General features: G+C 44.3%; 18 protein-coding genes. 2 read left to right on the forward strand and 16 right to left on the reverse strand.

Features of this window, described 5'->3' with window-relative positions:
- The 11 genes from A5882_RS15950 to A5882_RS16000 form a co-directional block, all read right to left on the reverse strand.
- Nucleotides 1-699, reverse strand: a complete 699-nt coding sequence (locus A5882_RS15950; protein WP_254908531.1) for a prepilin-type cleavage/methylation protein — start codon at nucleotides 697-699, stop codon at nucleotides 1-3.
- Nucleotides 700-721: 22 nt separating this feature from the next.
- Complete coding sequence (locus A5882_RS15955; RefSeq protein ID WP_086373214.1) at nucleotides 722-1,045, reverse strand: hypothetical protein; 324 nt, start codon at nucleotides 1,043-1,045, stop codon at nucleotides 722-724.
- Between the two features lie 38 nt (nucleotides 1,046-1,083).
- The gene (locus A5882_RS15960) at nucleotides 1,084-2,517 is read right to left on the reverse strand and encodes a hypothetical protein (RefSeq protein ID WP_254908532.1); all 1,434 of its coding nucleotides are present in this window, start codon (nucleotides 2,515-2,517) and stop codon (nucleotides 1,084-1,086) included.
- Nucleotides 2,518-2,551: 34 nt separating this feature from the next.
- The gene (locus A5882_RS15965; RefSeq protein WP_086373103.1) at nucleotides 2,552-3,595 is read right to left on the reverse strand and encodes a hypothetical protein; all 1,044 of its coding nucleotides are present in this window, start codon (nucleotides 3,593-3,595) and stop codon (nucleotides 2,552-2,554) included.
- Nucleotides 3,588-4,967 carry a glucosaminidase domain-containing protein gene (locus A5882_RS15970; RefSeq protein WP_086373104.1) on the reverse strand — a complete coding sequence of 460 codons (1,380 nt, stop codon included), beginning with the start codon at nucleotides 4,965-4,967 and terminating at the stop codon, nucleotides 3,588-3,590. Before A5882_RS15970 ends, A5882_RS15965 begins: the two co-directional genes overlap by 8 nt.
- Nucleotides 4,900-5,274, reverse strand: a complete 375-nt coding sequence (locus A5882_RS15975) for a hypothetical protein (protein ID WP_005235091.1) — start codon at nucleotides 5,272-5,274, stop codon at nucleotides 4,900-4,902. The genes A5882_RS15970 and A5882_RS15975 overlap by 68 nt, the downstream gene beginning before the upstream one ends.
- Nucleotides 5,271-6,578 carry a hypothetical protein gene (locus tag A5882_RS15980; protein WP_086373105.1) on the reverse strand — a complete coding sequence of 436 codons (1,308 nt, stop codon included), beginning with the start codon at nucleotides 6,576-6,578 and terminating at the stop codon, nucleotides 5,271-5,273. Before A5882_RS15980 ends, A5882_RS15975 begins: the two co-directional genes overlap by 4 nt.
- A gap of 137 nt (nucleotides 6,579-6,715) precedes the next feature.
- Nucleotides 6,716-7,801: a DivIVA domain-containing protein gene (locus tag A5882_RS15985; RefSeq protein WP_086373106.1), complete on the reverse strand. Its 1,086-nt coding sequence runs from the start codon at nucleotides 7,799-7,801 to the stop codon at nucleotides 6,716-6,718.
- Between the two features lie 790 nt (nucleotides 7,802-8,591).
- On the reverse strand, nucleotides 8,592-9,320 hold the full coding sequence (locus A5882_RS15990) for a GntR family transcriptional regulator (RefSeq protein ID WP_008378710.1): 729 nt from the start codon (nucleotides 9,318-9,320) through the stop codon (nucleotides 8,592-8,594).
- A 101-nt stretch (nucleotides 9,321-9,421) separates the two neighbouring features.
- Nucleotides 9,422-10,777: a PTS cellobiose transporter subunit IIC gene (gene celB / locus A5882_RS15995; protein WP_086373107.1), complete on the reverse strand. Its 1,356-nt coding sequence runs from the start codon at nucleotides 10,775-10,777 to the stop codon at nucleotides 9,422-9,424.
- Complete coding sequence (locus A5882_RS16000; RefSeq protein ID WP_086316331.1) at nucleotides 10,761-11,273, reverse strand: hypothetical protein; 513 nt, start codon at nucleotides 11,271-11,273, stop codon at nucleotides 10,761-10,763. Before A5882_RS16000 ends, celB begins: the two co-directional genes overlap by 17 nt.
- A gap of 418 nt (nucleotides 11,274-11,691) precedes the next feature.
- On the opposite strand from A5882_RS16000, the gene A5882_RS16005 reads away from it, so the two are divergent.
- Nucleotides 11,692-12,060, forward strand: coding sequence for an iron chaperone (locus tag A5882_RS16005; RefSeq protein ID WP_086373108.1), 369 nt, complete (start codon nucleotides 11,692-11,694; stop codon nucleotides 12,058-12,060).
- A 77-nt stretch (nucleotides 12,061-12,137) separates the two neighbouring features.
- Here the strand turns inward: A5882_RS16005 and A5882_RS16010 are convergent, their stop codons facing one another.
- A complete protein-coding gene (locus A5882_RS16010) occupies nucleotides 12,138-13,478 on the reverse strand; it encodes a peptidoglycan DD-metalloendopeptidase family protein (RefSeq protein ID WP_086373109.1) in 1,341 nt (446 codons plus the stop codon).
- Nucleotides 13,479-13,760: 282 nt separating this feature from the next.
- Between A5882_RS16010 and A5882_RS16015 the strand changes: the two genes are divergently transcribed.
- Nucleotides 13,761-14,192: a GNAT family N-acetyltransferase gene (locus A5882_RS16015; RefSeq protein WP_086373110.1), complete on the forward strand. Its 432-nt coding sequence runs from the start codon at nucleotides 13,761-13,763 to the stop codon at nucleotides 14,190-14,192.
- A 286-nt stretch (nucleotides 14,193-14,478) separates the two neighbouring features.
- Here the strand turns inward: A5882_RS16015 and A5882_RS16020 are convergent, their stop codons facing one another.
- The 4 genes from A5882_RS16020 to kdpB are packed head-to-tail and all read right to left on the reverse strand — an operon-like array spanning nucleotide 14,479 to nucleotide 20,413.
- Complete coding sequence (locus A5882_RS16020; RefSeq protein WP_016613477.1) at nucleotides 14,479-15,180, reverse strand: response regulator transcription factor; 702 nt, start codon at nucleotides 15,178-15,180, stop codon at nucleotides 14,479-14,481.
- Between the two features lie 11 nt (nucleotides 15,181-15,191).
- Nucleotides 15,192-17,792 (reverse strand): sensor histidine kinase KdpD, encoded by a 2,601-nt coding sequence (locus A5882_RS16025; protein ID WP_008378731.1) that lies wholly within the window; start codon nucleotides 17,790-17,792, stop codon nucleotides 15,192-15,194.
- A gap of 12 nt (nucleotides 17,793-17,804) precedes the next feature.
- Complete coding sequence (locus A5882_RS16030; protein ID WP_086373111.1) at nucleotides 17,805-18,341, reverse strand: potassium-transporting ATPase subunit C; 537 nt, start codon at nucleotides 18,339-18,341, stop codon at nucleotides 17,805-17,807.
- A 41-nt stretch (nucleotides 18,342-18,382) separates the two neighbouring features.
- On the reverse strand, nucleotides 18,383-20,413 hold the full coding sequence (gene kdpB / locus A5882_RS16035; protein WP_086373112.1) for a potassium-transporting ATPase subunit KdpB: 2,031 nt from the start codon (nucleotides 20,411-20,413) through the stop codon (nucleotides 18,383-18,385).
- Between the last annotated feature and the right edge of the window lie 11 nt (nucleotides 20,414-20,424).

Below are 20,424 nucleotides of genomic sequence, written 5' to 3' on the forward strand. Positions count from 1 at the left end.
TCAATAGTCTACTACCCAATGCAGATACGTTTCTGTCAAAAATGCGCCCGTTTGTTTATCGAAGACCTGAATAATAAGTCCGAGCCCGAGCTGACGACGGTCGTAACTGTCTTCTCGCAGTCCATGACTGGGGTCTTCGCGAATGGAGACCTTGACCAAATAGTTGGTGGTTTCTTCATTCTCCGACAAGTACGTTCCCATATAGAGGCGATTTTCTTCCGAATTTACCAAGGGCTGCGGCAAATGAGCGCCAGAATGATCGTATACCACCTTGCGAATAAATCGGCCCCGATTGAGATCATCTACAGCAATCGGGATTTCTTCATACATCGGTTGCCCTTGCGCATTGTATTGAATCCCTGAATTATCGAGGACCAAATGGTGTCGGCGAACTTCTGAGGGATCATCTGGATCGACCATCATCCAAGAAGGTCTAGCCGTAAAGATCCCGATATTCAAATCCGCCAAGTCTTGAGTCTGTGCCCGGTATATTAGCCATTCCTTGACATCATCTCGTGCTGCGATGGCTTCTTCCATTCGGGTATTGTAGCTAAGGATCAGGTTGTTTTGGATGATCAGCATGGCGATCATGACCATTGCGATCCCGAGAATGACGATCGCTCCAAGGATCTCAACCAGGCTGAACCCCGATTCATCAAGTACACTATGTGCATGTCTGCCGTTTTTCAGTTTTATCACCTGCTTTTTGCCTAGCCTCCGATCAAGGAGAATCCTTTTCTTCTAGCTGGTTGATACTTGTATCTGGGTCAAGAAAAGATAATTTGCTAAGGGTAAACCCCCAGTGAATCAGTTTATTGAAATCAGGGTAGTCAGCTAATGGGATACTTTTTTTGGCTTTGCGTGTAATGCGGATTCGTTCCCTGATATGATGATACCTTTCTTCTTCAACCAGTCGCTGAATCTCGGCGATCCCTTTTTCAACATCAGGATCTTCGACATTCGCTTGCATGTATTGTTGGTAGAAATAATCCAAATACTTCCCGTATTGAAGAAAATAACGGTATTCAATTTCTTCAATGACCATTTTCACGTGAATCTCTCCTTGACTTATTTTCTAGCAACTTATTGAAGTGAGTGCAAATGCCGATAGATGATCGCAGTGGCACTCTCTGGCCGATCATTGTCTAACTGAAAGACCTCCTTTAATGATTGTCGATCAGAAGCCTGAATGACTTCGACTTTCGGTAAAAGCTCGTAGGCAAGATGGCTATCGTCTGCGACACTTGTATCGATCATCACTTGTTCGATCAGTGAACGGGTGACGCCATAACCGTCTTCACTTTGATAGGATCGGTCCAAAGGGAAACTATAATAAAACCAGCCATCATCGGGATTATAGATCCAAGTGTTGCGATCGATCTGACGGTAATCGCTCAAAGAGCCGAATTCAATCATGATGGCTTCTGAATCGATCTGGGCAGGACTTTCAGAGACAAAGCTGCTTAGCGTTTTCACCGTTTGGGTCGGATACAACCCAGCAGCATCGGGAAACGCACTGATCATCTCTGGCAATTGAAAGGCACTGCCTAACCCAGATTCTGTCATCGTGTAATCAAATGACGACTGGTCAATCGTTCCCTGTTCTCCGAGATACGTGAATCCCGTAGGTTCCTCACCGGTGGAAAAGGGGCTGGCTAGCTGTGACTCCGCCCAGTTTCGAACAAAATAACGATACCCTTCAAGATAATAACTATAGGTCAAGTTGGCTGCTTCAAAGGTCCACTCAGCAACCGGATCAGCAGGATTGAGCAGCAGCAGTTCCCCACTCATTTTCTGCATGACCGGTTGTTGGTTTCGTCGAAAGGAATAGCTGAAGTGAGCTTCGACAAGGACCGGTTCTTGCCAGAGATCTGGTGGACCATCGATCAAGTCTGATGACGGTGGCTCCTCCATTTCTTCATTGCCTTCGGTGCGATCGTAGAAGTTCTCAGGATTTTCCTGTTCTTCAGCGTCTAATTCCCCCAATAACTCCTGCATCTCTTCACTATCGAAGGCATCCAAGGGAGGCGTGGGTGCCAACTCTTCGATCGTCTCATCGCTGATCCAAACCATCACTTGACCATCAAGAGCATTTCCAATGAGTTCTGGGATCTGCTGGGTCACGTTCTGATACCCTCTTGCTAAAATCTCGTTTTCATCAAAGCGAGACAGTACTGGTAATAAGTCTGGCGCATCACTCGCATCAGCCGCCTGCTCAAAGGCTGCTTCCTCACTGTCTGGCGCGATATAGCGCAGCACTTCTTCAAAGCTTGCTCGGACAAAGACTGGCACTTCACTAGCGTTCATTACCCGAACGGATCGTTGGATCGTCGTCCCTGTAAGGGTCATTCGTTCCTGCCATTCTTCCAAAATCTCGATTTTTTCGAACACTTCATTTTCATCCGCTAATCGACGAATATGAATAGACTGATTATTCTGCCAAATCAAGATGCTAAGCAACAAAAGAAAGAAAAGCAGACCCGCGATACTATTTCTTAACACTATTTTTTTTTGCATCCTTGTTTCCTCTTTTCTCAAGTAATGACGGCTCTCAAGTAAAGAGATAAATGCCTAATAGAATGAATAAGGCGATCAATGATACACAGAAGATGATGGATAATATCAAGTTTTGATCAATAAAACGAAACACATCTGCTACATGGTTGATACTCATTGAGACTTCTCCAACGAAACGGTCTGCTTCGATGGCTTCTTCCCCAAATGCCTGTCCATCACCAATGACGGATAAATGATAGCCCTGCTCTTCGTCAGCCTCGATCGATAGTACTCGGCGAGCAATATAGCCGGTTCCTGAGCCATTTGTAAAGACCGCGAGCCCGTTTGGCTGTACTTGAGTGAAGGCTTGTTCTCTTAAAATGATCAAATCTTGTGTGCGTAATGCGGAGCTGTCAAGATTCGCCATCCCATTATCTGATAAACGCACCACTCGATGATTAAAAACTGTCATTTCGTTTTGATCAGTCACATATAAGCCGATAAACGTAAATAGGACAGTCATGCTACAAACCAAGAAAATCAGATAGATGATTTTCAGTACGAGATTGCCAGATTTCTTTTTGGCTGTTGGTTTCTTCGTCGCGGCTTTGCCTTTTTGCGGGGGACGTCGTTTCTGGGAAACTTCCGCTGGTTTTTTGCCGTGCTTGTGGGTCCCTTTTGATTTGGCATTAGGATGACTTGATTTTTTGATTTTCCCCTGCTCGTTGTGCTGACTTGGACGTGCTTGCTGCGGTGGACGCTTTTTCTTTTTGCGTGGTGCTTCACTGGTCGTACTGGCAGCTGCTCTTTCTTTTTGCTTGCTAGGATGCTGCTTTTCGGTCGGTAATTTGGGGCGATTCGCTGTACCAGCCGCTTTTTTTCGTTTCTTTTTCACAGGCGCCTGTCCTGTCGGTTCTTTTTGGGTCGGCTTTTTTGGTCGTTTCTTGCCACTAGAAGGGCTGGCTGGCTTGCCTTGCGCCTGAAACTTTTCGATTCGGGGATTTCTCGGTGTATCCTCTGATTGGTCTCGTTTTTTTTCACGTTTGGCAGGCTGTGGCGGACGTTTTTTTCTTCTAGGTGCTTGCGACTGATTACTCATTGGCATCTACCTCGCTGCCCGCTCGTTCCATCCCTCTTAATTGGTTTGCATAAGTATTGGCATTGGCATTTTCCTGCAAGCGATCCTTGACGGTCCGAATGGACGCTGGCAAATTCCCTGAGCCTCGACGATTTGCCGCGCTTCTTTGCAAGTCTTCAAACAACGAACGGGTCGTCTCCGCTTCTTCCTCGCGGGCTGCTTCGATTGCTTGTGCACGTGTGCGTTCAATCTCTTCCAAGACCTCTTCGGTCGGCTCATTGTCATAGATGGTTAGATCATACGCTTCGATCAACGCATTCAGCTTTTGGTCATAATGGATGTCCGTAGCATAGCGACCGGTCAACCACGCAGTTGCTTCCCGATAAGTTGGGGCATTTTCTTTCCAAACGGGGGCATAAAAGCGCGGGTTGCCTGTGATGCCTCCTCTTAGTAAGCGAGCGTAATCTTCGATGGATTCACGGTAACTTGGGTATTTACGGAAATTGGAAGAGATCGTATACCACGCACCACTTCCATCATCTTCTTGCGTATTGAAGGTCACTTTTTGCCCACGAAAGCTGCCCTTGATGCCAAAGAGATTGTGGTTCGGCGGACTGGATAAGGCACTATTTCCTGAGCCAGTCTCCAAGATGGCTTGTGCGATCATCACTGAGGCATAAAGATCATTGTTATAGGCAACATCCTGCGCGTCAGAACCAATCTCATTGATGAATTGTTGTGTCGTTAGATTACGTGAAACCGAAAACTGAAAGTTGCTTTCCCGCTCTTCTTCATCAATCGGCGATTCTGGTTCTTCAGTGATTGGATCGGGCTCTTTTTCTTTGTCCTGATTGGTTTGATTCCCATTTGATTGGTTGTTTCCGCTATTGTTGCTGCTGTTGGTATCGTTGGTTTCTTGCTCATTCGTTTCAGGTCCAGCAGGCTGATTCGGCTGTTGATCGCCTTCTGAAGGATCTGGCGTCGACGGAACGTCTTCGGCCTCTTGATTTTCTGTTTCATCCGTGCCGCTCTCCATTTCTTCCTCGTCTGTCTGTCCCTCGTCTGCCGGTCGTTCCACATCATTTACGACTTGGACTTCCGTTCCTTTTTCGCCCTGCTCCGCTTCTTCTGGAAGGGTTTCTTTTGTTTGTTCTGGAGGAGTATCAAGTTGCTCCGTTATCCTGTCAGCTCCTTCGTAAGAGACCGGTCGGAGGGCATCCGTTATCGATTGCCCACGACTTTCTCGTTGTGCATCGATGGTTTCCATATAAGTAGATGGTTCTACACCTAAGATCGATCGAACCATGGCTTCAGAAATCGTTTGATTATTGATGATTCCGATAAATGCTCCGATCGCTAACAGACTTTTTACGTTTCTTCTGGGCTTTTTCATCTTCTTGATCCTCCTCCTTGGGGCTGTTCTTGCTGGTGCCTTTTTTTGGTCGTTCATGGTCTTTGCTTTCATTTTTCTCGAGCTGCACAAGCAGCAATTGATAATGAAAGGCATTGTTCCGCAAATACATCGTAAAACCTAGCAAAAGAGCGAGTAAAAACAAGTGACTGATAGTGACATATTCTCGAAAGGCAGAGAGATAAAAATAGGCGGTCAGCTGCAAAAATACCGCTAATGGGATCAAAGAAGCAATAAAGTAGATGCGGTATAAGAATAAGAATCGTTGTTTTTGCTTTTGGGTTCTCATAGACTGCTCCTAACGTCTGTATTGCCTTCGATCAATGCTTTTTTTTCTAATAGATAGCTTTCGCTTTGGAGAAGATCAAAGTAAGCGGCTTTTCGTAAAAGATTGTCATAGTCCATCTTCATAATGCGTGCGTAAGGTTTTCTAAACCAAGGTCGCTCATACAATTTGACTCGTGATTCAATCACGCTGCATTCATAAAAAACTAAACTGATATCTTTAGCAGATAGGTTGTTGTCGACCACTTGCTGCACTTGCCCTCTCTCATAGGTCAATTCTTTTTCGTTCAACGTCATTTTTTCGATCTTTTGTACGAGATTGTCATTGATGCGCCAAACCTGTTCGAGGTATTTGGCTTTTTGAAAAAGATAGGTATATTCTCGTAAGCTGATTTTCAATTGCGTATGCCAGTTCTCGTCTTCTTCATCGGTCAAGCTGTTTAAATAGTGGATACTATTTTTGATCAAAGAGGCTTCTAAGTTTTCGATGTAGATCTCAAGCTTTTGATTGGCCAAGCGCAAGCGCTCTTTGCTTGCTCGTTCTCGTTTCGCCTCTTCCTCCAACGCTAATTCATTGGCGTTGACTTTGGACAATTGCTTGGCTTTTTTTGACTGTTTTTTTTTGTTGCTTTTTTTTCGAACTTTCTTTTTGAACTTTGGTGGCTCATCCGCACTGACCTTTTGGAACTCGAGCGTGTCTTCCAGTTCTTTTTTCATTGCATTGGTTTTGCCCTGACGTTTTTCTTCATGGACTTGCGCTTTCGGGCGACTCACAAACGTGACATTTTGTTCGTCGATCACGCTTTGTACGATTTTTACCAGTTGCTCTTTAAAGTCGTTCGCATCACTTACACCAGCGGGGGCTTGCTGCTGCAAGCTAGCATGCAACTGCATCGTAAAGGGAAACTCTTCTTCTGTGTATGCGATTGGTACAAACTCCAAAAACAAATTGCTTTTCTCATCGGACACATGATTGATGCCAATTTGCGTCCACACAAACTGAGGAAATTGCTGTTCCAAGGGAATGCGTAATTTTGAGTAATCGATTTTTTTCCGTAAGATCTCCATCTCGATATGATGGGTGAAGGCTTCGATGGAATAAAATTGCTCAAAGTAATGCGTCACTTGTTTGCGAATCGACGATTTGAGCGGCCACTTTTTTTGATAGAGGTTGTCACAGGCAGTGATTACTGATGGAAGTGCCTCTTGTTTGTAAAATAATTCCTCAAGATTTGGACTCAAGGTTGGATAGATGGCAATTTTTAAAATATCATTCGTCACATTCGTCCCAATGACCAACATGCTCATAAGAAATCAAGTCGTAGTTGTTGCCTGTGATTTCTTATACAGCATATATGGTCCTAGTGGGTTTCCCTCCTTTGTCGTGTCGCTCTCGGAAATTATTTAGCAGACCTTTTCGTCTATTCCGACTCATAACCTTCTTTTTAGTCTGGCAGATTCAACACTTTGCTATGCTGGATCAACTGCTCAAACAACCCTTTCGATTCATGATGAAACGCCGTAAGTCGTTCTTGGTATTGCTTGATCTCTTGACGGATCTTCATCACTTCCATCGATGCTTCTGAAATGATCTTGTGGGCTTCATTTTCCGCCATTTGACGTCTTCTGTCGGCTTCCAGTTCTGCTTCAGCAGCGGTTTCCCGTGCTTTTTCTTTTGCTTCGATCAAAATCGTCGCCAGCTCGTCCTTCATTTGTTCGACCTTTGCCAGCTCACGTTCCAAGTCACGCTGTAAGACATTCTTATCCGCCAATTGTTCGACTCTTGAACGCTCGAGATCACGATATTTCGCTTCGGCTTCTTGCAAGCGCATGTTCAACTGTTGATTTTCATTTTCAAGCGAAGTGATCCGGCGCATGCTTTCGACTTCTTTTAATTTGTAGTTTTCGATTATCGCCGCTTTTTCTTCTAAATGAATCGCTTTTTCTTCAAAAGCCTGGACTTGCTTGCTTTTTTCTTCTAATTCTTTTAGCAGTTCATCTTCTCTTTGACGCAATTGTTCGAGCTCTTCTTCTACTTCGATCAATTCGTCTTCTTGACTCGTCAACTGCTCAATTTCCTGCTCATAATTGGTTTTGAGGGCTTCTTGTTGACGTTCTGCTTCTTTTAACTGCTGCTGTAACTCGTTGTAACGCATTTGCAGCTGCTTGTTTTCATAAATGATACTTTCTTGTTGCGTCGCTTGCGAAGCCATCCGATTGATGGATTCTTGTTTGTTTTCCAATTGCTTGGTCAAATGTTCGACGGTCTTGGTCAGTTGTGAAACGGTATTTTCTAATGCCAGCAGCTCTTCTTGGGCATCATCGTCATACTCGTCTTCCTCGTATTCTTCATCCTCGTACTCATCGTCCTCGTACTCGTCGTCCTCATATTCTTCATCGTCATACTCATCGTCATCATATTCTTCATCATCGTACTCGTCTTCGTCGTACTCTTCTTCATCATATTCCTCGTCGTAGACATGAACGCCTTCGTAAGTTTCTTCATCTTTCTTTTTGCGAAATAATGCCATGTTACCCCTCCTGATTCCTCACTCATCGATGATTTGATTCGTTAACAATTTAGTGTGTCTACAAATTGGTCTGCTTGTTCGTCTGCTTTCGTGAAAAGTTGCACTTTTGCTGTTCTACCCTCGGGCTTTTTTTCAAGCGAGCTGACGTTTCTGCTGTGACCTTTTGAGCAGTGATGTCCGTTTCCTTCTTGCCATCATTCGTTCAAAAAAAGAAAGCAAAAACCACCACACCCCATGATTTCCACGGCCTCCATTTATTTTGGAGGATAGGAATCAAGTCAGTGAATCGGCCTGTTTCTCAATAAAATAGCCATTAAACGAAAAGACGGCTTCCGTTCGCAGAACATCTGTTGTCTATTTGATAGTATCAAAGCAAAAACAGATTGAAAAATCAGATATTTCTTCACTTGATGAAATATTTGTCAGAGCAAGTCGTTTATCCACATGATATTGTTAAAAATTGAGCAAAATATCTTCGTATTAAGGAAACGAATGGTCTTCTTTAAACGATCTTTATCTTAAATCAACAATCACGCCTTCCTAACCGCCGATCAATCCCCTCAAAAAAAATCAGCGACCTTATAAGCCAAGGTCGCTGATCGATTCTTTACCTATTATATAGTTTTACTGCTCAGTCATCTTTCATCTATTGGAAGCGATCCCTTTTCTCTCAGTTTGAAAGCCGGTTCCTGTCTACCGATCCGCAACTGTAAGTTTTTTTCTCCCTAATGGGCTGCTCTTCTCTTGCCTTCAAAAAAAGAAAGAACCGTTTCTTGAAAATCAGTTTTCTTTAAACGAACAACTTTTTATGCATGTATAATGTCGCCATCCGATAATCATAATGGATCATCGAAAAGGCTAATAGCTCCCCATTTCTCAGATAGCTGTCGTCTCGTACGATCAATGCGGGCATGCCTTCTTCTAGATGAAAAAACGCAGCTTGTTCCTGTGATAGCGGTTTGCTTTGAATGAACTTGTCGATGAAGGCGACTGTCAGTTGTTTTTCTTCTGCCAAAGCTTGGAACATTGACCCCTCCATCATTGTTTCGGAGATCTCCCCTACGATTTCAGGTATATAATAGGAACGCTCAATCAAATACGGTTTGTCATCTAGCGTGCGAAACCGTTGGACTTCGATAAAGTGCTGATCTTTCGCAAATTGTTTTTGGCTTGGGAGAAACAACGCCTCTGATACTTTGACCAGTCGCTTTGAGGCTTTGACCGTTCGAATGTTTTTCTCGCCCCGGGTCAAGTCTTCATTGAAGCCAAGATCTCCTTGTTCAATGGTCGGTTTTTGGTTGTTATGAAAACGAATATACGAGCCGCGGCCTTGCATCTGGTAGATCCAGCCCATCTTGCTCAACTTATTGAGGGCTTGGCGTAACGTATAACGAGAAACTGGATAAATTGCCAAAAGCTCTCGTTCACTAGGCATCTTCCCCTGCTCATTTCCAATGTCACCAGCTTCGATCTTTCTGATCAATTCTGCTGCTAAGTCTTCAATACTGAGTTTCGTCATCTGCCTACTCCTTTCCTTGCGATTCTCTACTACTATTATCGTCTTTGGCGTAAAAAAAGCCAGCTATTTTTCATAGCCGGCTTATCAAAAAAACGGAAAGATTATGCCTTCGTTGCGTTTGCTTGTTCGTCCTTGTATAATTTGCCATCATACATTTTGATGAATGGGAACCAAATCAAGAAAGCAACGACTGCACAGATGATTGCTAAGACAAAGGCACGCCAGTCACCACCTGAACCAATAAAGCCGGATAAGCCAATTGGGGTCGGCCACGCTACTTGGGCAATCGGTGGGTTAACAAAGCCTAAGTTGATGCCAAAATAAGCAACGGACATTGAAACCATCGGTGCTAAGAAGAATGGGATCGCTGTGTACGGGTTGTATACCACTGGCATCCCGAACAAAATCGGTTCATTGATATTGAAGAAGGATGGCACGATCGCTGCTTTTCCTAAAGCACTTAACTGCGCTGATTTTGCAAAGAAGGCGATGAAAATCACCATTCCTAACGTCGCTCCTGAACCACCGATCGTTACGAAACTATTGTTAAACTCACCCGCAAAGGCAATGTTGGCACCATTTTGGTTTTCCACCATATTCGACAATACGATTGGCGTCAAGAATGAGGTCACGATCGTTGCCCCATGAATACCCACGATCCAGAGCGCATGCATGAAGAAGTAGATAACAAGTAGTCCGACCCAGGTACTGGTCAATTGCGTCACGAAACTAAAAGGAATCGCAATGACTTTGAAAATATCTGTGCCCATTGCGACTAATGCACCATTGATGACGATTACAGCTAATGAAGTCAGTGCCGTTGGGATCAATGCTGTAAAAGAGGAAGATACTCCTGTTGGCACTGTGTCAGGCATTTTGATGACAATATTGCGTTTCACACAGAATGCGTAGATTTTTACGGCAATAATCGCCATGATGATCGCTGTAAAGATCCCAGTTGTTCCTAAACGAGTCACCCCGCCAGCCATTTCCCAACCATCGATGATTTTTTGGTCATCAGAAATGACATTGACTAATGTTGCCATACCGCCTTCAAAAACTAATTGTGGCAAGCACATAAAGAACGCCATCATTGAAAGCAACGCGCCATTGACTGGGCTAAGAACGATTTTTTCTTCTTGTGCTTGGATTTTGGTGTACTCGTAACCAAACACGACACAGAAGTAAAGTGCTAAAATCCCCATCGTTGCGGTATTACCTAACATGTAAAGATTTTGGATCTTATCGAATGACGCACTCCAAATGCTCTCTAATGCAGGGAAGCTTTGTGGTAAAACGCTGACGATCAAGAACATTGATCCTACAATAGTGAAAGGAATCGACGCCATCCCGGCTGCCATGACCCCACGAACGATCCGTAATTGTGAGATTTTCCCCATTGGACCCATTAAGTAGCGGTCCAAGAAGGCAAACATTTTGTTATTTTCTGAATCCATTGACTGTTCCTCCTTGAGTTTCAAATGTAGTCAAATACGTGAAATATTTGTCGCGGTCATGCTCGATCAACCACGCTTTACGCTGGATGAACAGGCACGCGATCATGCCGACAGTAAACAAGGCAAGTAAGATGCCTCTACCCGATTGATTCATAAAAGGAATCAATGTTGCTTGCTGTCCGATCAAAATAAATAGAATTGCAATCAGATTGACACCGAATTGGAGCCAATATCCGATTTTTGTCACCAGTAAACGATTCGATTGCTGCCAATATTTTTGAGTTTGTTCAATAAGTATAAGTCCATCAACGATCAATAAGGCAATGGGAATCAAACCAGCCCATGTCCATTGAGACAGACTCAATATGGTCCAATAAAGATTGACAAAGAAAAAGATCGCAGTCATATAACGAAAAAGTAAAAAACGATTAAACCGCATACTTTTGTTTGCATATTCTTTCTTGGCTGCTTGGGTTACCGGTTTCCTTTTGGTCACAAGTCCTCCTCCTTTCTTTTTGCTTTCGCTCAACAACTTGTTCGAACAAGTTATATTCTAGCAGAATTCTTGTTGAATGCAACCGATTTCTTTTTGAAAGTATTCTCTGAAAATAACCTGCTTTTTCATTTGTTATTTCTGAAAAGTTAATCTGATCTCAAGGAACCTTGCAGGATAATACTGGAATGTTCCTGATGTTTGGCTATTGTTCGAGCAGAAAAAAAGTTGTTTTTAGCGTTACTTTTTGCAAAAAATGTTTGTTTCTGAAGGCTTTATCCCCCATGCAAGGCAACAGGTTTGTCAACTTACTAACTTTACAGTACACTCTAAGTAACAAAATAGTTGATTTCAAACATGCGTTATTTTTATTAATCGACATTGCCTGTACTCGTTCCTTAAAACGAAAGGAGATCTCCCAATGGATGTATTAGAAACTTACTTAACCAGCATTGAAGATCCAGTAAAACAAGAAAAACTCCGTGCCTTATTTGCCGCTATTACCAAGAAATTTCCTGACCTCGTTCCAGTCATTAAATGGAATCAGCCGATGTTCACCGCCCATGAAACCTTTATTATCGGTTTCAGCGTTTCAAAACCGCACTTTTCTGTCTCTCCAGAAACCAAGTGTCTTGAACAGTTTACCGATGCCATTGAAAAAGCTGGCTACAGCCATACGGATAACATTTTTCGCATCAAGTGGACTGAGCCGATCGATCAAGCATTGATTGAAGACATGATCGCTTTCAACCTGAAAGACAAAGCGGAGATGACCCGCTTTTGGCGCTGAGCCAATTGAGACTTCGTAAAAGAATAGCAACCAAAAAATCCGCAGAAGCCTGTTCGCTTCTGCGGATTTTCTGACTATTATAAGCCCAATTCTGGTGCCGGATCAAAGAATCCTGACCATAAGCTTGTTGACATCCCTAAATGTAGATGGACGCCAGTTGAATTTCCAGTCGTTCCCATACCGCCTACATATTGTCTAGCTGAGACGCTTTGTCCGACCGAGACAGCTGGCAATGTACTAAAGTGCATGTAGTAGCTGTAAATGCCATTGGCATGTTTGATGATCACATAGTTACCAGTTGACGGACCATAGCCCGCTTCGACAACTTCGCCTGCTTGAATCGCATAGATCGGTGTTCCTGTCCCCCCGGTAAAGTCGATGCCATTATGTTGATTTCCTGATGCCCCTGTTGGATCTGTTCGATACCCAAAACGACTCGAAATATGAACCGAATCGACTGGCATTTGCCATCCACCTGTGCTTGCTTGTTCTTTTGGCTCAGTTGCTTGCTGCACAGGTGCAGGAGTAGCTACAGTTTTTTCTGGCGCCACCGATGTTTCTGGCGCCACTGCTGCTTCCGTCTTCGGCTGTGCTGCTGCCACTGCTGCTTGTTGAACGGCAGGATTTTCAGCAGTTTTAGCTGACTCGGCTTCTGCTGCTTGCTGGCGTTTTGCTGCTTCTTCTGCTTCTTTGCGCGCTTTTGCTTCTTGCGCTTCTTGCTCAGCCAGTTGCTTCAACGCTGCTTCTCGTTGCCGTTTTGCTTCTGCTTGGTCCGCTTCCAATTGGTCTTTTTTCTCTTCTTCGGTGTTCAATGCCAAGGCAAGGTCCGCTAGTTCAACTTCTTGATTCAATTTGACATCAGCTAATTCCGCTTGTTTTCCTTGCAATGCGCTTGACTGCTCTTCGATCGCAACCAATTGTTCCTGCAACTCTTTTTCCAATTTCTGGCTCATTGCGATATCTTCTTGCTGTTGTTCGACGATGCTATTGCTGGCATTCATGATCGTTACTGAAGCAATCGCCCGTTGAATGGCTTCTCCGATGGATTCAGCATCAACGATTTTTTGGAACAACCGATTGGAAGGTTCCGACGTTTGAATGTCACGCGCTTGATTCGCCAGTACCTCTGTGCGCTTGATGATTTTTTCTTCAAGGACTTGGATCTCTTGTGCCAAGGCATTGACTTCTTCTTCCGTCGTCGTTTTCTTTTGTAGGATTGCTTGGATTTCTCCTTCAATCGATTGAATCTCTGCCTCTGTGGATCGTTTCAGTGATTCTAATGAGGTAGATTCATTTTTTATGTCACTGATTTTTTCATTTTGCTGCTGGATCTTCTGATCAAAGCTGTCTGCGGATACCGTCACGACAGGCAGCGTCAGCAAAACAAGTGAACTTGCAACCAAAAGTGTCTTTTTCATTTTTTCTCCTTAACTAGATGTGTCTTATCGCTTTCTCTAGCATACCGAAAGATTTCATTCTTGGGGCTGTTTTCACACAAATAACATCTGGCTGCAAGAAATTGACATCTAGCTGAAACAAAATTGTTAGAATATTTCAACGAAAAAGATTGCTTTTCTTCGTCATTTAACCTTCGTTACTTATCAAGCGGTTCGTCTCCTGACCGATTGTCTACGAAAGTGCCGCGATTCGCAGCAATCAGTACTGGACCTATGCTATACTGAATAAAAACGGAGGTTCTCATGATACAACAAGTGACCCAATTTACTGATTCTGAATTAGAAACCATCGCCCAGATTTGGCTGCAAAGTAATTTGGATGCCCATGACTTTATTTCGGCTGCCCATTGGCAAGATAACTATGATTTTGTGAAAAAAGCCTTTTCTGATGCCCTTATTTACACCTATTCGGTGGATGATCAGCCCGTCGGCTTCATCGGGATGTTGGGTGATTATATCGCTGGTATTTTCGTTTTGAAAGACTATCGTGCCCACGGCATTGGCAAGCAGCTTTTACAAAAAGCACAAGCAGAACACGAGAAGCTGACTCTGAATGTCTACAAAAAAAATACAGCTGCTATTGCATTTTATCTCAAAAACGGCTTTACCATCGTTTCTGAACAACTGGATTCTGATACCAATGAAATCGAAAACACCATGGAGTGGCATCGTTGATGCTGCTCTTTTTCCTATTTTTTTCTACCTGTTAGTTAACGAACCCTTTGGAAACTGTTTAATAAAAAAAAATTGACTGATCAAACATCATATTTCCCAGCAATACATATAGGACAAATATACAAAATTTGAATGAGCGACATTTTCCCCTTCGTGCAGTCCCATCTTCCCTTGGATTGGCACTGTCAAATGGTATAAAGCAGTGGATACTATGGTCATTGATGCAATGAAAGTAAACAGCCTCCTCCTAAATTTTAGGAGGAGGCTGTTTAGGATTGAATCGAACTTATACAGAAGATTCTGCTGGATACTCCCGCAAGCGATACCCGACGCCGATTTCAGTGATCAAATATTCTGGCTGCAGCGTATTGGTTTCGATTTTTTTGCGAATGTTTGAGATATTGACTCGTAAGGTTTGTGCATCCGCTGCAAAAGGTCCCCAGACTTCACTGGTCAGCGTATCGTAAGTGACGACTTTGCCTAAATTCTTGAACATTACTGCCATGATACGGTATTCGTTTTTGGTCAAATGGATCTCATTTTGATTCTTGTACAGGATTTTCTTCTCAAAATCGATCGTTAACTCCTTGTTTACGAGAATCGGGCTGCTGCTAAAGGCAGCTGACTCCTTGTGCCGCAATGCCGTGCGGATACGGGCAAATAATTCATTGGTACTGAAGGGCTTTGTTACATAATCATCGGCACCGAGGTCTAACGCTTGCACTTTGTCTTGTTCATCTTTGCGGGCAGAGATCACGATGATCGGTGTATTCATGCGCTTACGAATGATTTTTAACAGCTCCATGCCGTCAATGTCCGGTAAGCCCAGATCCAGCAAGATGAAGTCGATAGTTTCTTCCTGCAAGAGCATCAATGCCTCCATGCCCGTGCCAACTGACGTAAAGTTGTAGTGTTCTCTTTGCAAGACGACCTCCATAAAATCAACGATATTCGAATCATCTTCAATCAATAAAAAATGTCGCTGCATGTTCTTCCTCCTTACTGCTTTAAATAAATACGAAAGATGGTACTGCCGGCTTTCGTTTCGATCGCCAATTTGCCTTCATGGGCATGGATGATGGTTTTAACGATACTCAGTCCGATGCCTAGTCCATTTTTGGAATCCACCGGCACTTCGGTGTCATTAGTCAAATTCGCTTGGATTTTTTGGTATTGCCCTAGGGGGATCTCCCCTTGGTTCTCGATTTCAATGACCACTTCTTGCTCCTGAAAAACTCGCAAGAAAATCGGTGTATCGGCGGTTCCATGGCGTACGCCATTTTCAATCAAATTAAACAAGGCTTGTTCGATCAAGATTGGATCGACTTTGACAAAAATCAGCTGATCGGGCATCTTCACGATGATTTTTTGTTGCGGATAGACTTTTTTTAGGTGCGTTAAAACCGCTTCGATAATTTCTTCGATTGGTTCTTCACTGCGCTTGACCGCCATGTTAGTCAAATTGATGCGGGTCACCGACAGTAAGTTTTCGACCATGCGGATCAACCACTGGGATTCACTTTGGATATCTCCTAGCAGCTTTTGTTTCGTTTCCTTTTTGATCGCGCCTTCGGTTTCGCTCAATGTTTCGGCAATGCCAGAAATCGTCGTCAGTGGCGTCCGCAAGTCATGAGAAACCGCACGCAGTAGATTGCTGCGGACTTTTTCCCGTTCGTTTTCTAATTGGATCTGTTCTTTCTCACTCGCCAGAGAGACTTGCTCCAACACGGTAGCAATTTGGGTGATCACAAGGCGCAAGTAATTCAATTGACTATTGGCCAACTGATGCTCCTCGTTGCGTTCTACCCCAAGGGCGCCTAGTGGTTTGCCGTTTAAAACGATCGGCAAGTAAAATCCATTGGCACCAATCAGAGTATCTGTGCCGCGACCGGCTTCTTTTTGATTTTTCACGACCCAAAAAGCGACGGCTTTCTCATCCTTGCCAGTCAGTTGAGACAATGTTTCTCTTGAAGAATGCAGACTTCTCAAGTGACCTTCCCTGTCATATAACGCCACTTCTCGCTGGAGTAAGCGTGCCAAATAGGTGGTCGTACTTTCATAAATGTCTTGCTCATTCCGCGTTTCCATGTATTGTTTGTTCAACTCATACAATATCTCCATTTGATGCTCTTTTTCCTTGGCATTTTCTGCCTGGGTCTTCAATCGAACCATCAAATTACTGATCATTAAGGCAACGATCAGCATGATCACTAATGTGATTGGATAGCCTGCTTTATAGACCGTCAAGGAATACAAGGGTTCGACAAAGAACCAATTGTAAGAAAGGACACTAATGATCGATGCCATGGCACTCCAAAGATAGCCACTCGTGTAACGTGCCACTAAGAGAACAAAAAAGATATAAACCAGCATCAAATTCTGATCGCCGAAATGTAAGTACTGCATGCCTTCTGTCACTATGGTAGCGAGCATGATCAGCCCAAAGGTCAAGGTGAAATCTCGACCACCGCCTTCAAATAATTGCGAAAACGTCAGCCGTGGTCGCTGCATTTTTTCTTTAAAAGGAATCAAATGGATCTCAATATCATCAAGGCGCCGAATCAAGCGGTCTTCCAAATCCTCGACAAACAATTTTTGGAACCACTTCTGAGAAACCTGTTTCCCCATGATAATGTCACTGGCACCCGTCATTTTGGCATACTCTACGATGGTCTCAAAACTGTCATCCGCTTCGATGTTGATGACTTCTGCTCCCAAACGCTCTGCCAATGGCACCTCGGTAGGTGTATCATCTAACGATCGAACTTGAATCACCGTCCATTCCGCCCCCACTCCTTGGGCTAAGCGGGCGGTCCAACGAATGCATTTCTCTGCCATTTTCGGCAAGCGATCATCAATAATCGTCAAAAGCTTGCTTTGGACTCGTTTTCGACCGCCGTTCATTTGATTGATATGATTGGAAGCTTTTTGGATCGCTAATCCACGTAAATGATCAAGTTTTTCTGGCGTAAAAAAGTTTTTTAGTGCCCGCTTGGCATTTTCATCGGCATAGATTTTGCCTTGTTCCAACCGATCAATCAGTTCGTCTGGTTCAACGTCCACCACTCGTAAGCTGGCGTGCTGGAAAAAGGTGTCGGGTACAGTTTCTCTGACTTCCACTTCCGTGACCTTTTCCACGATGTCATTCAGACTTTCGATATGCTGGACATTGATGGTCGTGTAGACGGTGATTCCTGCATGCAAAAGTTCATCAACATCTTGGTAACGTTTTTTGTTTCGCGCACCAATGGGATTGGTATGTGCTAACTCATCGATCAAGACGATATCTGGTTTTAGTTGGATCAGTCGATCGATATCCGGCTCATATAGGGTCAATTGCTTGTGCTGGTATTGCTTTAATGGTACTTGTGGTAACCCTTCAAGCAATCGATTGGTATCAGGACGTTTGTGGGGTTCGATATAGCCGATCACCACATTTTTGCCCATGAGCAAACACTCATGGGCTTCGGTTAACATCGTATAGGTTTTTCCGACACCGGCAGCAAAACCGAAAAATACCCGCAGCTTGCCACGTTTGGGGCCAAATCCGGCTTGCAGCAGCATCTCTTCTGGGATCGTCTGCTGGTTATTTTCACTCATAGATGCTTCCCCCTATTCTTCGGGTAATTGATCGAGCTGCTGATTCAAGGTCATGATATTGACGTATTCTCTCGTGGAGAACAGATCAGCTACTTTATTTCTGTTTATTATATCATGAATTGTTTGTTCATCGATGCCTCTTGTGTCAGCGATCCGCGGCAGTTGAAAAAGTGCCGCTTCGACACTGATGTCAGGATCAACGCCACTACCCGAAGCGGTCACGAGATCGATCGGCACACTGGTTTGGGTTGGGTTTTCTGCCAGTAACGCCGCTGTCCACTCAGCTACAGTCTTTTTTTGGGTCGGATCATAGGGCGACAATTGTGAAACAGTTTGATCACGGCCTTGGAAGTAACCTACTTGGTCAAAGGGTTGCGCAAGCAGCTCAGACCCTTTGACCTCTCCACCTTCCACGATTTGACTGCCATTGGCTTGATGGGCAAAAAAGACTTGTCCGACACCGGTGACCAATAATGTATAGAGACCGCCAAATAGCACGGTACTAAATAGTAAAAATTTGATACTGGCAAAGAGGGTGTTCTTCATCATGTTTTCCTCCTAAATGACTCTTTGACTCTGAGGGACTTCTCTTATAGTAGAACAGCTGACAAAAGCAAATCTACTAGCTTGATACAAATGAATGGTGCGATGATGCCGCCTAGGCCGTAGACGACAAGATTGTGCCGCAGCATTTGGCTGGCTGGTTTTTCTTGGTATTTGACCCCTTTTAACGCCAGAGGGATCAAGGCGATGATCACGACTGCATTGTAAATGACTGCGGACAAAATCGCCGTCAAGGGACTACCAAGATTCATGATATTCAGCGCTGCAAGTTCTGGATAAATCGCATAAAACAGGACAGGGATCACTGCGAAATATTTGGCGATATCATTCGCGATACTAAAGGTCGTCAATGCCCCACGGGTCATCAGCAGCTGTTTACCAATTTGGACTACTTGCAGTAATTTGGTTGGGCTGGAATCAAGGTCGATCATATTGCCCGCTTCTTTGGCTGCTTGTGTACCAGTGTTCATCGCCATTGCCACATCGGCTTGGGCGAGTGCGGGTGCATCGTTGGTTCCATCCCCCGTCATCGCCACCAAATGCCCTTTTTCCTGATATTCGCGAATCAGGTTCATTTTGTTTTCTGGTGTTGCTTCGGCTAAGAAATCATCGACGCCCGCTTCCGCAGCAATAGCAGCTGCCGTCAAAGGGTTGTCTCCAGTGATCATGATCGTCTTGATGCCCATCTTTCGCATGTCGGCAAATTTTTCTTTGACGCCGTTTTTCACGATGTCTTTTAAATAAACGACCCCGAGTACCTGGCCATTTTTCACTACGACCAATGGGGTTCCACCAGCTTTAGCGACTTTTTCCACGATCTCGTCACATGCAGTGGGATAGGTCTGCCCTTTTGCCGTCACGTATTGCTTGATCGTATCAGCAGCTCCTTTACGGATCTCATCACCACGATAGTCGATCCCAGACATCCGTGTTTTGGCACTAAAATCGATCCAATGGACATCAGCTTGCTGAAATACCCGTTCACGAATATTGAAGGCTTCTTTGGCTAAAATTACGATACTGCGTCCTTCTGCCGTTTCATCGGCAAAAGATGCCAACTGCGCTGCATCTGCTAACTCTTTGGCGGTGACCCCCGGTACCGGTAAGAACTCGCTGGCACGGCGATTTCCCAAAGTAATGGTTCCTGTTTTATCCAGCAGCAAAACATCCACATCTCCTGCAGCTTCAATCGCGCGTCCACTCATGGCGATGACGTTTTCTTTGGTCAAACGGCTCATTCCAGCGATCCCAATCGAGGAAATCAAGGCGCCAATCGTGGTTGGTGCGAGACAAATCAGTAAAGCGATCACGATCACACTGGAAATCGCCGTTCCCCGACCAGATAACTGACTGCTAAAATCAGTAAAGGGAATCAATGTGATGGAAACAGCCAAGAAGATGATGGTCAGTGTCACTAAGAACAGCTGCAAGCCAATCTCATTGGGTGTTTTTTTCCGCTGTGTCCCTTCCACCATCGCAATCATCTTATCCAAAAAAGAATGACCATTTTCAGCGGTCACTTTAATGACCAAGTAATCGGAAACGACTAAGGTTCCTCCCGTGACTGCACTACGGTCGCCACCAGATTCACGAATGACAGGTGCTGATTCTCCTGTGATGGCACTTTCGTCCACCGAAGCAGCACCTTCCACGACATCCCCATCGGCAGGAATTTGTTCGCCAGAAGGAACATAAACCAAGTCGCCTTTTTTCAAATCGGAGGAACGGACTTCGATAAAAGCCTCTTTGGCGACATCTTCCAAGGACATGATTTTGTAGGTCATGATGTCTTTTTTGGCTTGCTTCAAACTATCCGCTTGTGCTTTGCCGCGCCCTTCTGCCACTGCTTCGGCAAAATTGGCAAACAATATAGTCAACCATAAGAAGACGGTCACACTGATGCTAAACCACAACGGGACCGTTTGTTCTTGAAAACATAAAATCGTTGTCAAGATCGCCCCTAGGTAAACCACAAACATCACGGGGTTTTTGATTTGTTGGCGAGGGTCCAATTTCTTAAAGGATTCGCCGATCGCCCATTGATAGATTTTTTTCATTTTTTCTCTCT

It is taken from the genome of Enterococcus sp. 4E1_DIV0656, from assembly GCF_002140695.1.
GTDB lineage: Bacteria > Bacillota > Bacilli > Lactobacillales > Enterococcaceae > Enterococcus_D > Enterococcus_D entomosocium.